The organism is Oceanicola sp. 502str15 (genome assembly GCF_024105635.1).
In the GTDB taxonomy this organism is placed as follows: Bacteria; Pseudomonadota; Alphaproteobacteria; order Rhodobacterales; family Rhodobacteraceae; genus Vannielia.
The window spans coordinates 159,935-174,150 of the sequence record NZ_WYDQ01000001.1 but is presented as its reverse complement, the minus strand read 5'-3'; the positions used below and the strand labels follow the sequence as shown (position 1 = coordinate 174,150).

14 protein-coding genes are annotated in these 14,216 nt (G+C 65.3%); 4 read left to right on the top strand and 10 right to left on the bottom strand.

The window, feature by feature from the left end; genetic code table 11:
- Positions 1-51 precede the first annotated feature (51 nt).
- Entirely contained in the window at positions 52-2,178 is a 2,127-nt protein-coding gene (gene scpA / locus GTH22_RS00825; protein WP_252942651.1) for a methylmalonyl-CoA mutase, read from the bottom strand.
- A gap of 111 nt (positions 2,179-2,289) precedes the next feature.
- Here scpA and GTH22_RS00820 point away from each other — a divergent pair, with 111 nt between their 5' ends.
- A complete protein-coding gene (locus tag GTH22_RS00820; protein WP_252942650.1) occupies positions 2,290-2,784 on the top strand; it encodes a DUF4174 domain-containing protein in 495 nt (164 codons plus the stop codon).
- A 121-nt stretch (positions 2,785-2,905) separates the two neighbouring features.
- Here the strand turns inward: GTH22_RS00820 and GTH22_RS00815 are convergent, their stop codons facing one another.
- From GTH22_RS00815 to GTH22_RS00780, 9 genes are all read right to left on the bottom strand, one after another.
- Positions 2,906-3,520, bottom strand: coding sequence for a hypothetical protein (locus GTH22_RS00815; RefSeq protein WP_252942649.1), 615 nt, complete (start codon positions 3,518-3,520; stop codon positions 2,906-2,908).
- Positions 3,520-3,909, bottom strand: coding sequence for a hypothetical protein (locus GTH22_RS00810; RefSeq protein WP_252942648.1), 390 nt, complete (start codon positions 3,907-3,909; stop codon positions 3,520-3,522). Before GTH22_RS00810 ends, GTH22_RS00815 begins: the two co-directional genes overlap by 1 nt.
- Positions 3,906-5,906, bottom strand: coding sequence for an acetyl/propionyl/methylcrotonyl-CoA carboxylase subunit alpha (locus tag GTH22_RS00805; protein WP_252942647.1), 2,001 nt, complete (start codon positions 5,904-5,906; stop codon positions 3,906-3,908). Before GTH22_RS00805 ends, GTH22_RS00810 begins: the two co-directional genes overlap by 4 nt.
- A gap of 126 nt (positions 5,907-6,032) precedes the next feature.
- Positions 6,033-6,218 (bottom strand): YMGG-like glycine zipper-containing protein, encoded by a 186-nt coding sequence (locus GTH22_RS00800; RefSeq protein WP_222471109.1) that lies wholly within the window; start codon positions 6,216-6,218, stop codon positions 6,033-6,035.
- Between the two features lie 132 nt (positions 6,219-6,350).
- Positions 6,351-6,551, bottom strand: a complete 201-nt coding sequence (locus GTH22_RS00795) for a YMGG-like glycine zipper-containing protein (protein WP_252942646.1) — start codon at positions 6,549-6,551, stop codon at positions 6,351-6,353.
- 331 nt (positions 6,552-6,882) lie between these two features.
- The gene (locus GTH22_RS00790; protein ID WP_252942645.1) at positions 6,883-7,275 is read right to left on the bottom strand and encodes a hypothetical protein; all 393 of its coding nucleotides are present in this window, start codon (positions 7,273-7,275) and stop codon (positions 6,883-6,885) included.
- A 66-nt stretch (positions 7,276-7,341) separates the two neighbouring features.
- Positions 7,342-7,467, bottom strand: a complete 126-nt coding sequence (locus GTH22_RS22010) for a hypothetical protein (protein ID WP_256377575.1) — start codon at positions 7,465-7,467, stop codon at positions 7,342-7,344.
- A 220-nt stretch (positions 7,468-7,687) separates the two neighbouring features.
- Positions 7,688-8,071: a DUF6497 family protein gene (locus tag GTH22_RS00785; RefSeq protein ID WP_252942644.1), complete on the bottom strand. Its 384-nt coding sequence runs from the start codon at positions 8,069-8,071 to the stop codon at positions 7,688-7,690.
- 224 nt (positions 8,072-8,295) lie between these two features.
- Positions 8,296-9,828, bottom strand: a complete 1,533-nt coding sequence (locus GTH22_RS00780; protein WP_252942643.1) for an acyl-CoA carboxylase subunit beta — start codon at positions 9,826-9,828, stop codon at positions 8,296-8,298.
- Between the two features lie 252 nt (positions 9,829-10,080).
- Between GTH22_RS00780 and GTH22_RS00775 the strand changes: the two genes are divergently transcribed.
- The 3 genes from GTH22_RS00775 to GTH22_RS00765 all read left to right on the top strand — a co-directional run bounded on the left by GTH22_RS00775 (position 10,081) and on the right by GTH22_RS00765 (position 14,024).
- On the top strand, positions 10,081-11,250 hold the full coding sequence (locus GTH22_RS00775; RefSeq protein WP_371928305.1) for a multidrug effflux MFS transporter: 1,170 nt from the start codon (positions 10,081-10,083) through the stop codon (positions 11,248-11,250).
- Positions 11,251-11,299: 49 nt separating this feature from the next.
- Positions 11,300-12,685 carry a short-chain fatty acyl-CoA regulator family protein gene (locus GTH22_RS00770; RefSeq protein ID WP_252942641.1) on the top strand — a complete coding sequence of 462 codons (1,386 nt, stop codon included), beginning with the start codon at positions 11,300-11,302 and terminating at the stop codon, positions 12,683-12,685.
- 103 nt (positions 12,686-12,788) lie between these two features.
- Positions 12,789-14,024 carry an aspartate kinase gene (locus GTH22_RS00765; RefSeq protein WP_252942640.1) on the top strand — a complete coding sequence of 412 codons (1,236 nt, stop codon included), beginning with the start codon at positions 12,789-12,791 and terminating at the stop codon, positions 14,022-14,024.
- The last annotated feature ends 192 nt before the right edge of the window (positions 14,025-14,216 follow it).

Sequence of the window (14,216 nt, the reverse complement as noted above, 5' to 3'; positions counted from 1 at the left end):
GGCCGGGGGGCGGCGCGGGGTGGGCGGGCGGGCGCGCCGCCCCCCGGTGCCCTACCCGCGCGCCTCGCGGATCAGTTTCAGCACATCCTGCGCCGCATTCGGAATGTTCGTGCCCGGCCCGAAAATCGCCTTTACCCCGGATTTGTAAAGAAAATCATAGTCCTGCTGCGGAATGACCCCGCCACAGATCACAATGATATCCTCCGCCCCGGCCGCCGTCAGCGCCTGCACCAGCTTGGGCGCCAGCGTCTTGTGCCCCGCCGCCTGGCTCGAAATCCCGATCACATGCACGTCGTTGTCCACCGCGTCCTGCGCGGCTTCCTCCGGCGTCTGAAACAGCGGGCCCACGTCCACGTCAAAGCCGATATCGGCAAAGGCGGTGGCAATCACCTTGGCACCCCGGTCGTGGCCGTCCTGCCCCATCTTCACCACCAGCATACGGGGCCGGCGGCCCTCGTCTTCGGCGAAGGCCTCCACCGAGGCCTGGATCGCCGCAAACCCCTCGTCGCCGTCATAGGCCGCGCCGTAAACACCCGCCAAAGTCTTCACCTCGGCCCGATGACGGCCGAACACCTTTTCCATCGCCATGCTGATCTCTCCCACGCTGGCCCTCGCCCGGGCCGCCTCCACCGCCGCTTCCAACAGGTTGCCGCCTTCCCTCGCCCGCCGCTCAAGCTCACCCAGCGCCGCATCGCAAGCCGCGCCATCGCGCTCGGCGCGGATCTTCTCCAGCCGCGCCACCTGCGCCTCGCGCACCTTCACATTGTCGACGTCCAGAATGTCGATCGGGTCTTCCTTGTCCTTCCGGTACTTGTTGACCCCGACGATCACCTCCTCGCCCCGGTCGATCATCGCCTGCCGCCGCGCCGCCGACTCCTCGATCCTGAGCTTGGGCATCCCCGACGCAACCGCCTTGGTCATCCCGCCAAGGCTCTCCACCTCTTCCATCAGCTCCCAGGCCTTCTGGATCAGCTCGTCGGTCAGGCTCTCCACGTAGTAGGAGCCCGCCAGCGGGTCGACCACCCGCGTCACCTGCGTCTCCTCCTGAAGCACCAACTGCGTGTTCCGCGCAATCCGGGCCGAAAACTCGGTGGGCAGGGCAATCGCCTCGTCGAGCGCGTTGGTGTGCAGGCTCTGCGTGCCCCCAAGCACCGCACTCATCGCCTCATATGCGGTGCGGATGACGTTGTTGTAGGGGTCCTGCTCCTGAAGGCTCACGCCCGAGGTCTGGCAATGGGTCCGCAGCATCTTGCTCCGCTCACTCTTCGCGCCAAACTCCGTCATGATCCGGTGCCACAGCGTCCGCGCGGCGCGCAGCTTGGCGATCTCCATGAAAAAGTTCATCCCGATGGCGAAGAAAAAGCTCAGCCGCCCGGCAAACTTGTCCACGTCCATGCCTGCATCCATCGCCGCACGCACATACTCGCGCCCGTCCGCCAGCGTATAGGCCAGCTCCTGCACCAGGTTCGCGCCCGCCTCCTGCATGTGGTAGCCCGAGATCGAGATCGAGTTGAATTTCGGCATCTCGTTGCTGGTATATTCGATGATATCCGAGATGATCCGCATCGAGGGCTCTGGCGGATACACATAGGTATTCCGCACCATGAACTCCTTCAGAATGTCATTCTGGATCGTCCCGGAAAGCAGGCTGCGGTCATGCCCCTGCTCCTCGCCGGTCACGATGAAACTGGCCAGAATCGGAATCACCGCCCCGTTCATCGTCATGCTCACCGACACCTGATCCAGCGGAATCCCGTCGAACAGGATCTTCATGTCCTCGACGGAATCGATCGCCACCCCGGCCTTGCCGACATCGCCCTCCACCCGCTCGTGATCGCTGTCATAGCCCCGGTGCGTGGCCAGATCGAAGGCCACCGAAACCCCCTGCTGCCCGGCATCCAAAGCCTTGCGATAAAACGCATTGCTCTCCTCGGCGGTCGAAAACCCCGCATATTGCCGAATGGTCCATGGCCGCCCGGCATACATCGTCGCCTTGGGGCCGCGGGTAAACGGCGCCTCGCCCGGGATCGAGCCCATATGGCCCAGCCCCTCTACATCTTCCTCGGTGTAGAGCGGCTTGACGCGGATGCCTTCCAGCGTCTCCCAATCAAGGCTCTCCAGCGGTTTGCCCCGCAGTTCCTTCTCGGCAATCGCCTTCCAGTCGTCACTCTTGCTCATCGGAGGCTCCTTTTCGGGTCCGGTTCATGTCTCACGTTCTCAACAGGCCGCGCCGCAGCCTCTTCGCATTCGGCGCGGCCGCGCCTATATCCTTGGCAACAGGAGGATTTCATGCGGCTCACCCCCATCGCTCTGGCACTCACCCTCGCCGCGCCCGCCTTCGCGCAGGAAACCGGCCCGGCCGTCATCTCCGAAGGCGCGGCCGAAGAGGCGGTCGAGGCGCTGGCCGCCGAAGTCGCCGGCGATGCCGACACGCTCCAGATCCTCGCGGCCTCCGAGGTCACGCTGGCCGATTTTCTCTGGCTCCGCCGCCCGGTGGTGATCTTTGCCGACACGCCCGCCGACCCGCGCTTCATCGAGCAGCTCGAGCTTCTCACTGCCCGCCCCGGCCCGATGATGGAGCGCGACGCCGTGGTGATCACCGACACTGACCCTTCCACCCTCTCCCCGGTGCGCAAGCAGCTCCGCCCACGCGGCTTCCAGCTCGTGCTCATCGGCAAGGACGGCGAGGTGAAACTGCGCAAACCCTTCCCCTGGGACGTGCGCGAAATCACCCGCAGCATCGACAAATGGCCGCTCCGGCGTGACGAATTGCGCCAGAAGTGAGCGCCACGGCGCTTGAGAAAAGCCGCGTAAGCCCCTATATGTAAGGCGCAAGCCCCGGATGGTCCGGGCACTTCAGGAGCGGACATGACAGCGGCAATGGACAAGCGCAGCGACATTCCCTTCACTCCGATCCCGGTAACGGGCCGGACGGGGCCTCAGCCGGGGTATTGAACTCCAGCCGCACACGTTCCGCGGCCTCCCGTCCCCCCTTGCCGAAAGCGTCGATCACCGCATTGGCATAGCGCCCGAAACTGAGCGCCTGTTTCTTCATTTCGATATAATCGTGATACATGGCGATCCGCCGGGTCTGCGCCATGGACTTGAAGCTCTCGCCCCGCATGTCATCCACCAGCGCCGCAATGCTCTTGAGCTGGCTGTAATAGGCCACGATCGGGTCGATGGTCTGGCGCGGCAGCACGTGGATGTCGGGCAGCAGCACGTCGAACACCGTGTCGTTGTGCTCGCGCGGAATCAGCGGCACGAACTGCGGGTCGCCCTGCATCCGCTCCACGATCCCCTCGGCATAGCTCTCGATGCGCTCGTCGTCCCAGAGGTTGGCAAGGTTGTTGCCGATCTCGGCATAGAGCGCACGGTGCATGTCGCGCAGCTTCTCGCGCCGCAGCGCCGCCGCCTCCCGACGGTTCAGCAGCCCGTTCACAAACCACCCCGCACCCAGAAACAGGCCGGCGATCACCGCCTGCCAGATCCTCGGATCAAGGGTGGCCAGCCATTCCATCACCCCTCCGTCACCCGCTTGCTGCTGGCCCAGCCGCCCAGCGCAAAGAGCAGGAAGAGCACGAGGGTCAGCGCCTCGATCGGGGCAAATATGCCCTGCGCACTCAGCCCCACGCCCACCGCCAGCAGCCCCACGGCGCAGGCCACCGCCAGCGCCCACCAGCGCGGGCCGGGGCGAAATTTCAGCATCGCGCCCACCAGCGCCACCCAGACCAGCGCGCCAAAGGCCATGGCCGCCGCGGCCAGCCCCAGCAGCGCCGTGCCGCCGGTGGCATCGGGCGCGCCGATGCCGATCAGGCCGCCAAAGATACGGATCACTCCGTAGGCCGCCGCCACCCCCATCGGGAAGGCGACCGCATGGGCGATGAAGGCTCTCACTGCAGGTGTCATTCGAACTCCATGATCACATCGTCCACCGCCAGGCTGTCACCCGGCCCGGCGTTGATCTTTGCCACGCGGCCGGTCTTCTCGGCCCGCAGGATGTTTTCCATCTTCATCGCCTCGACGGTGCACAGCGCCTGCCCCTCCTGCACCTCGTCGCCCTCGGCCACATCGACCTTCACGATCAGGCCGGGCATCGGGCAAAGCAGCATCTTCGAGGTGTCGGGCGGCAGCCGCTCGGGCATCAGCGCGGCAAGCTCCGCCTGCCGCGGTGTCCACACCTTCACCGGCACATCCGCGCCCCGGAACCGGATGCGGAACCCGCTGACGATCTTGCCCACCTTCAGCACCATCAGCCTGCCGTCGATCTCCACGCGGGCAAGGCTGTCACCCGGCGTCCAGTCCGAAGACACCCGATGCGTGCTGCCATCCGAAAACGCCACGGTCGCCCCGCCCCGGTCGGCGGCGATCTCCGTCACCAGCGTCTCGCCGGCCACGCTCACCACCCAGTCCGAGCCGACCTTGCGCTCGTGGTTGTCCATCCGCCCCGACACCCGCGACCGGCGGATCTCGGCCAGCCGATACATCGCCGCCGCCGCCGCCGCGACCCGGCGCTTGTCGGTGCCGCTCAGCTCCACGCCCTCAAACCCCTCGGGATATTCCTCGGCAATGAAGGCCGTGGTGATATTGCCCGAAACGAACTTGGGATGGTCCATCACCGCCGCGAGGAAAGGGATGTTATGGCCGATCCCCTCCAGCTCGAAACTGTCGAGCGCCACCCGCATCTCCTCGATCGCCTCGCCCCGCGTCGGCGCCCAGGTGCAGAGCTTGGCGATCATCGGGTCGTAATACATGCTGATCTCGCCACCCTCGTAGACGCCGGTATCGTTGCGCACCGCGCGGGCGGGCTCCGAAACCTCCGCCGGGGGCCTGTAGGCCACCAGCCGCCCGATCGAGGGCAGGAAGTTGCGATAGGGGTCCTCGGCATAGATCCGGCTCTCCATCGCCCAGCCGTTCAGCTTCACATCGTCCTGCGTCATGCTCAGCGGCTCGCCATTGGCCACCCGGATCATCTGCTCCACCAGATCGACCCCGGTGATCAGCTCGGTCACCGGATGCTCCACCTGAAGCCGCGTGTTCATCTCGAGGAAGTAAAAGTTCTTCTCCCCGTCGACGATGAACTCCACCGTCCCGGCGCTGGTGTAGCCCACCGCCAGCGCCAGCGCGACGGCCTGCTCCCCCATGGCCCGGCGCGTCTCCTCATCCAGGAAGGGGCTCGGCGCCTCCTCAATCACCTTCTGGTTCCGCCGCTGGATCGAGCACTCCCGCTCGCCAAGGTAAATCCCGTTGCCATGCGCGTCGCAGAGCACCTGAATTTCAATGTGGCGCGGCTGGGTCACGAACTTCTCGATGAAGATCCGGTCATCGCCAAACGACGCCGCCGCCTCGTTCTTGCTGCTCTGAAAGCCCTCGCGTGCCTCCTGGTCATTCCAGGCAATCCGCATGCCCTTGCCGCCGCCGCCCGCGCTGGCCTTGATCATCACCGGATAGCCGACCTCCCCGGCGATCTTCACCGCCTCCTCGGCATCCTCGATCAACCCCATGTAGCCGGGCACCGTGGAAACCCCGGCCTCCTGCGCGATCTTCTTCGAGGTGATCTTGTCGCCCATCGCCTCGATCGCCCCCACCGGCGGGCCGATGAAGGCCACGCCCTCGGCCTCCAGCGCCTCGGCGAACTTGGGGTTCTCGGACAGAAAGCCATAGCCCGGATGCACAGCCTGCGCGCCGGTGGCGCGGATCGCCTCCATCACCCTGTCGATGACAATGTAGCTCTGGTTCGCCGGGGGCGGGCCGATGTGCACCGCCTCATCAGCCATCTCCACGTGCAGCGCGTTGCGGTCGGCGTCGGAATACACCGCCACCGTGCTGATCCCCATCCTGCGGGCCGTCTTGATCACGCGGCAGGCAATTTCGCCCCGGTTGGCGATCAGGATCTTGTCGAACATCTTCACTGTCCCTCTTGTGCTTGGCGACCGGCGGGGCCGGAAATGCAAAAGGCGCTCCCCGGGCGGTGGGCCCGGAGAACGCCTTGGTGATGTCGTCGGGCGGGGCGCAGGCCCCGCGCGGTAAAGTCAGAGATCGTCGGAAATGGCGCCAACGCCCGCGCCGACGGCCGCACCGACCACCGGGTTGTTGCCGGTCGCTTCAGCGGCCACGGCGCCAACACCGGCGCCCACTGCGGCGCGTTCGATGTCGTTGTCGCAGCCAGCGACGAGCAGGATTGCGGGAAGGGTGGCGCCCAGAATGATCTTGCGCATGTTTCTTTGCCTCTCAAGCACTTGGCCCGACGCCGCTGGGGCGCGCGGGGCGATTTCAGGTCTGAGAGAGAAACGGGGAGCCCGCCGGGCCGGTTCCATGGCCCGGCGGTATCTTGCTTGCCTCGGGCTGCCTCAGAAGGCGTCCGCGATGTCGTCCGACAGGGCGCCGACACCGGCACCGACTGCCGCACCGATGAGGGGGTCGTTGTCGGTGGCGCTGGCGGCAACGGCACCGATACCGGCACCAACCGCCGCACGCTGCACGTCGTTGTCCAGGCACCCGGAAAGGGCGAACACGAAAGGAAGGGCTGCCGCCCAGATGAGTTTCTGCATGATGTACTGCCTCGAAGTTTATTGTTTATGGGCAGCATTTTACCGCAACTCGCGGCGTCGGCATAGAGAAATTCGTCACATGACATGTCGGCCTGCGCCGCACAGGCGGGCTTCCGCCACGTCAAAAAAGGGTGTGGCCTGACCCGCGAGGGGCCAGACCACATAGAAGGGGAAGGGTAACGGTTTTGACTTATTAAGGCCGACGCAAGCTTGCTGGAGAACGCCGGACCATGGCTGACATTTGCAGCCGCGGCGCAGGCAAACAACCCTGGCGTGCCGTGGGGGCAAGAATGAGCCGGTTCCTGCCGGAAAGCGGGGAGGCTCGGCAAGATCACGCCCAATCCTCCTCGTCATCACCCGCCTCGAAGCCGCCGTCCGCCGCATCGAAAACCTCTGGAAAGGCCGCGCGCGCCCGCGCTTCGTCGACTCGCAGCAGCGCCTCGTAATCGGCCGGATCGAAGGGGTCTTCCGCCGGCACCACCTCGCGGCCGAACAGCCAGCTCAGGCGCCCTGCGTCGAGGTTGCCCCGCTCGAAGGGCTCATCGCCGAAATGCGCCCAGAGCGCCGCCATGAAGCCCGCATCGGCCCGGCGATCGGCCGGCCGGCGATCGGCATAGCGTTCGCGCGCCTTGATCGGCGTTGCGCCAGCCTTGGAGGGCCGTCGGATGGTGAATTGAAAATCAGTTCCGGGGAGTCGGCCGGGAAAGCCGCGATGTTTTATCATGCGCCATGCTCCCGGATGAGCAGGCGGGGGGTTGGGGCAGGCCCGAAGGCCTGCCCCAATGTAGAATCAGTACTTCGAGTAGGTCGGCTCTTCGACCACAACTTCTTCCACAACAACTTCGTCCTGCTGGGCGCAGGCAGCCACGAAGGCAACGAGGCTGATGGCGAGAAGGGTTTTGATGCTCTTCGACATCTCTGTCTCCTAATAATCTGTGAGGTGCGCAGAAAGCAGTGACACTCCCCAGGTCCCTCATTCGAGTTCACAGCCAAATAGGTCTGGCCAAGCGTGAGGTTAATGCAATTATTAGAGGAAAAACAGGCCCCTCCTTGCACATGAATGCCCTGTGGCGGGATTGCATCAAACCCACCCGGAACGGCGATGAAACGCCTTGTTTTATTAGGGTTCCCTAAAATCATTGCCACTCGCACCCAGCCTCTGTCACCAGGTAGGAGGCAATAAACTGCGTGGCCTCCGGGTCTGGCTGACCCCTTTCCACCACCCGGTCCATCAATGCGATGACGATTTGGTCGATGGGTGATTCATGTGCCTTGGCGGTGGCGAGGGCCTCGCCGTTGCACAGCGCGTCCATCTCTGCGGCCACGTCCTCGTAGCCCAGTGTGCCGCCCTGCCGGGCGATCTGCGGGGCAAGGTAGCGCATCACCAGCCAGCGTTCATCCTCACCGTCGCGAATGCCCAGATGCCGCTCCACAAGGGCATCGTGGAACACGGCCCAACCTTCGGGCAGCTCACCGGCAAGGACTGGCGTGGATGTGGAGGCCAAAAGCGCTGTCGCCAAAAAGGCTCCGCGCCAGGGCCTCCCCTCCCTGGCGCGGAACGACCGAACGCGGACGTTCGGCAAATGGTCGTGCGCCCGGAACCGGGCAATCAATCGACCAAAAAAGAATGCAACACACCCCGCCGAGCGCGATACAACGCCGCACCCGGATCTCGAATGTATGCATGAAACATTCACGTTGACCATAACCTTGAACCCTTTGCGACTGGCAAGCGGAATTTCGCTCAGAGCGGGATGTTGTCGTGTTTCTTCCATGGGTTGGTCAGCTTCTTGTTCCGAAGTGACGCAAAGGCACGTGCCACCCTCTTGCGGGTCGACCGCGGCTGGATCACCTCGTCGATGAAGCCCTTCTCGGCAGCCACGAAGGGGTTGGCAAAACGGTCCTCGTAATCCTTCGTGCGGGCCGCGATCTTCTCGGAATCGCCAAGCTCGCTCCGATACAGGATTTCCGTTGCTCCCTTGGCTCCCATCACCGCAATCTCGGCCGTGGGCCAGGCATAATTGAAGTCACCGCGCAGGTGCTTCGAGGACATCACGTCATAGGCCCCGCCATAGGCCTTGCGGGTGATCACCGTCACCTTCGGCACCGTCGCCTCGCCATAGGCGAACAGCAGCTTCGCACCGTGCTTGATGACCCCGCCATACTCCTGGCTGGTGCCCGGCAGAAAGCCCGGCACGTCCACCAGCGTCAGGATCGGAATTTCGAAGGCATCGCAGAACCTTACGAATCGCGCCGCCTTTCGCGACGAATCGATGTCGAGGCACCCGGCCAGCACCATCGGCTGATTCGCCACCACGCCCACGCTCTGCCCCTCCAGCCGGATGAACCCGGTGATGATGTTCTTGGCGTAGTCTTCCTGGATCTCGTAAAAATCCCCCTCGTCCGCGACCTTATGGATCAGCTCCTTCATGTCGTAGGGGGTGTTGGCGTTTTCCGGCACCAGCGTGTCCAGGCTCGTCTCCACCCGCGCCACATCGTCGAAGAACGGGCGCACCGGCGGCTTCTCGCGGTTGTTCAGCGGCAGAAAATCGACCAGCCGGCGCACCTCGGTCAGCGCCTCCACGTCGTTCTCAAAGGCACCGTCGGCCACGCTCGACTTCTTCGTGTGGGTCGAAGCCCCGCCCAGTTCCTCTGCCGTCACCTGCTCGTTGGTCACCGTCTTCACCACGTCGGGGCCGGTGACGAACATGTAGGACGACTCCTTCACCATGAAGATGAAGTCGGTCATCGCCGGGCTGTAGACCGCGCCCCCCGCGCAGGGGCCCATGATCACGCTGATCTGAGGCACCACGCCCGAGGCCATGACGTTGCGCTGGAACACCTCGGCATAGCCCGCAAGGCTGGCCACCCCTTCCTGAATCCGCGCCCCGCCCGAGTCGTTCAGCCCGATCACCGGCGCGCCGTTCTGCATCGCCATGTCCATGATCTTGCAGATCTTCTGGGCGTGGGTCTCGCTGAGCGAGCCGCCGAACACGGTAAAGTCCTGGCTGAACACATAGACCATCCGGCCATTGATCGTGCCCCATCCCGTCACCACCCCGTCGCCCGCCGGGCGCTGCTCCTGCATCCCGAAGTCGGTGCAGCGGTGGGCCACGAACATGTCGAACTCCTCGAACGAGCCCTCATCCAGCAGCAAGTCGATCCGCTCGCGGGCCGTCAGCTTGCCCTTGGCATGCTGCGAGGCGATCCGCTTGGCACCGCCGCCCTCGCGGGCTTCGGCCCGACGCGCTTCGAGTTGCTCCAGAATGTCCTTCATGGCCATCTCCCAGGGATTATTTTGCCGAGCTATAGGGTCTCACGGACGCGGAACAAAGGGAAATTCGGAAAATTTGCAAAGCATTGGCAACACTCAGGTTGCAAACTGCAAACCAGCAAATTCCCATGAGTCCCGCATATTTTTGCGCAGCTCATAGTAGACAAACTACATCACCCCGCCTAACTCCGCGCAATGAGTTACTCAAGTACGGTCCGTTTTGCCGACCGCTCAACCCCGCCGCATGTTTTCACGTTGGTTCTGGTCGCATCGATCACGGCGCTGACGATGAACGTGTTCCTGCCCTCGCTCCCGGCGATGGCAGCGCACTTCAACACCGAATACCGGGTCATCGGCCTGGCCGTTTCGCTGTTTCTCGCGGTCAACGCGGTGCTGCAAATCTTCGTCGGCCCGCTCTCCGACTGGTTCGGCCGCCGGGTGATGCTGATCGTCTCCATCTCCATCTTCCTCGTCGCCACGCTGGGCTGCATCTACGCGCCCACGGTCGAGGTCTTCCTGTTCTTCCGCATGGTGCAGGCGGTGGTGGCCACGGGCATGGTGCTGTCGCGCGCGATCGTGCGCGACGTGGTGCCGATGAACCAGGCCGCCTCAATGATCGGCTATGTCACCATGGGTATGTCGCTGGTGCCCATGGTCGCCCCGGCCATCGGCGGCAAGCTCGACGAGTGGTTCGGCTGGCAGGCCAACTTCTGGCTGATGTTCGGCTTCGGGGTGCTGCTCCTCGGCCTCGTCCTCACCGATCTGGGCGAAACGCTGCACACCCGCAAGGCGCGCTTTTCCGAGCAGTTCCGGGCCTACCCGGCCCTGCTCACCTCCTACCGCTTCTGGGGCTACGCGCTGGCCGCGGCCTTCGCCTCGGGCGCCTTCTTCGCCTACCTCGGCGGCGCGCCCTTCCTTGCCACCGAATACTTCGGCCTGCCGCCCTCGAAGATGGGCCTCTACTTCGGCTTTCCCGCCGTCGGATACCTGCTCGGCAATGCCTTCACCGGCCGCTTTGCAAGCCGCTTCGGGATCAACCGGCTGATCTTCTGGGGCTGCGTGCTGACGGTCGCGGGCATCGTGCTGCATCTGGCGATCTACCTCGCCGGCCTGCGCGAACCCTTCCTGTTCTTCGCCCTCTTCACCTTCGTCGGGCTGGGCAACGGGCTGGTCATGCCCAACGGCGTCGCCGGGCTGGTTTCGGTGCGCCCCGACCTCGCCGGCTCGGCCTCCGGCCTCGGCGGCTCGATCCAGATCGCGGGCGGCGCGGCGCTCTCAGCACTGTCTGCCGCCCTTCTTGGGCCGGGCTCGACCCCGGTGCCGCTGCTGCTGCTCATGCTGGCAACCGCCGTGGGCAGCCTCGGCGCGATCATCGTGGTGATCCTGCGCGAGCGCCAGCTTGGCCTCGCGGCCGAAGCGCCCTGACTTTGCAAACACTGGCGCGGGCCATGCGAATCTGCAAAATACCCGCAGCATGCCAACGCAAAAGCTATATGCCGGCGCCAAACTGCGCGAGATCCGCACGCGGCTGACCCTCACCCAGAAGGCCTTCGCCGCCAAGCTGGGGGTGTCGCTGCCCTATCTCAACCAGATGGAAAACAACAACCGCCCGGTCTCGGCCCGGGTGGTTCTGGCGCTGGCGCAGGAGTTCGGGCAGGACGTCACTGAGCTGTCGTCGGGCGACACCGAGCGGCTGGTGACCGACATGCGCGAAGCCTTCGCCGACCCGGTCTTCTCCGACACGCCCCCGCTGGCCGACTTGCGTCTCACCGCCTCCAACGCCCCCGCCCTCGCCCGCGCCTTCCTCGAGCTGCACCGCGCCCACCGGCAGGGGCAGGACAGGCTCGCGCTGCTCGACGAGGCCATGGGCACCGGCGGCCCGGCCCCGATCTCGCCCTGGGAAGAGGTCCGCGACTTCTTTCACTATTGCGACAATTACCTCGATGCCATCGACCGCGCCGCCGAGCGCTTCGGTGCCCCGGGCAAGGGCCCCGACGCCGCGGCCAGCCAACTTGAAGCAGCCGGCGTAACCCTCTCGCTCACCGACGATACCGCCCTGCGCCATTTCGATGCCCAGGCCCGCCGCCTCACCCTGCCCGCCCGCGCCTCCGCCGCCACCCGGCGCTTCCAGATCTTCCACCAGCTTGCACTAATCACGCAAAACGATCTGCTCGAAGCCACGCTCGATCTCGCCCGGTTTCAAACCGACGAGGCCCGCGCCATCGCCAAGATCGGGCTGGCCAACTACTTCGCCGGGGCCGCGCTCATGCCCTATCGCAGCTTCCTCGACGCCGCCCGCGACACCCGCCACGACCTCGAGCGCCTCGCCGACCGCTTCGGCGCCTCCATCGAGCAGGTCGCCCACCGCCTCTCCACCCTTCAGCGCCCCGGGGCCAAGGGCATCCCCTTCTTCTTCGTGCGGGTCGATCAGGCCGGCACCATCACCAAGCGCCACTCCGCGACGCGCCTGCAATTCGCGCGTTTCGGCGGCGCCTGCCCGCTCTGGAACGTGCACCGCGCCTTCGAAACCCCGGGCCGCTTCCTGCGCCAGCTTGCCGAAACCCCCGATGGCGTGCGCTACATCTCCCTCGCCTGTGATGTCTCCAAACCCGGCGGCAGCTTCCGCGCCCCCGTGCGCCGCTACGCCATCGCCCTCGGCTGCGAGGTGGCCCACGCCCCCGACCTGATCTACGCCGACGATCTCGACACCTCCCAGCCCGCCGCCTTCGAACCCATCGGCATTTCCTGCCGCATCTGCGAGCGGCCCCAGTGCCACCAGCGGTCCGTGCCCCCGCTCGAGCGCCGCCTCACCGTCAACCCCGACGCCCGCGGGGTGCTGCCCTACGAGATCGCTCCGTAGGGCGGGACTTGTCCCGCCGTGCCGGCAACTTCGCAGCGCCTCCCCACTTGCGCTTTTCCCCGCCGTCACCTATCCCGCGCCGAACGTTTCAAGAGACTGCACCATGCCCCTTCTGGTGATGAAATTCGGCGGCACCTCTGTCGCCACCCTCGACCGCATCCGCCGCGCCGCAAAGCGCGTGGGCCGCGAGGTTGCGGCGGGCTATGACGTGATCGTCATCGTCTCGGCCATGTCCGGCGAGACCAACAAGCTCGTCGGCTATGTCGAGGAAACCTCCCAGCTCTATGACGCCCGCGAATATGATGCCGTGGTCAGCTCCGGCGAGCAGGTCACCGCCGGCCTCATGGCGCTCACCCTGCAGGAAATGGACGTCCCCGCCCGCTCCTGGCAGGGCTGGCAGGTGCCGCTCAAGACCACCAACGCCCACGCCGCCGCCCGCATCGTCGAGATCCCGACCGACAACATCATGGCCAAGTTCGGCGAGGGCATGAAGGTCGCCGTGGTCGCGGGTTTCCAGGGGCTGGGCCCCGATGGCCGCGTCACCACGCTGGGCCGTGGCGGCTCCGACACCACCGCCGTGGCGTTTGCGGCCGCCTTCGAGGCCGAGCGCTGCGATATCTACACCGACGTCGACGGCGTCTACACAACCGACCCCCGGATCACCGACAAGGCCCGCAAGCTCGATCGCATCGCCTTCGAGGAAATGCTCGAGCTGGCCTCGCTCGGGGCCAAGGTGCTGCAAACCCGCTCCGTCGAGCTGGCAATGCGCTACAATGTGCGCCTGCGGGTGCTGTCGAGTTTCGAAGAACAATCCGATGAAGCGGGCACCCTGATCTGTGCCGAGGAGGATATCGTGGAAAGCAAAGCCGTGAACGGCGTGGCCGCAAGCCGCGAAGAAGCCAAGATGACCCTGATTTCCGTGGCCGACCGCCCCGGCATCGCCGCCGCCATCTTCGGCCCGCTCTCCGAGGCGGGTGTGAACGTCGACATGATCGTTCAGAACATCTCCGAGGAGGGTCGCACCGACATGACCTTCTCCTGCCCGATCAACCAGGTCGCCCGCGCCGAGAAGGCGCTGGGAGAGGCGAAATCCGCCGGAGACCTGAACTTCCGCGAAATCCTCGCCGACACCAACGTCGCCAAGATCTCGGTCGTCGGCATCGGCATGCGCTCGCAGTCGGGCGTCGCCGCCAAGATGTTCAAGACGCTGTCGGACGAGGGCGTGAACATCAAGGTCATCGCCACCTCCGAAATCAAGATCTCGGTGCTGATCGACCGCAAGTACACCGAGCTGGCCGTGCAGGCCCTGCACGACGCCTTCGAGCTGGAGAAGGCCTGACGCCCGGCAGGGCCCGGCCCCGACACGATGTGAATACCGGCGCAGCACCTGCCTTTCCGGCAGGGAGTCGTGCGCCAATGCACCGCCCATTCGCCGCCCGGGCCGCCCCACCGGTCAAAACACGTTTCGCAACTCCCCCGCGATGGTCTATACCCTCTTTTCGGAACGGTCCCCGCGCCGGGCCGCAAACCA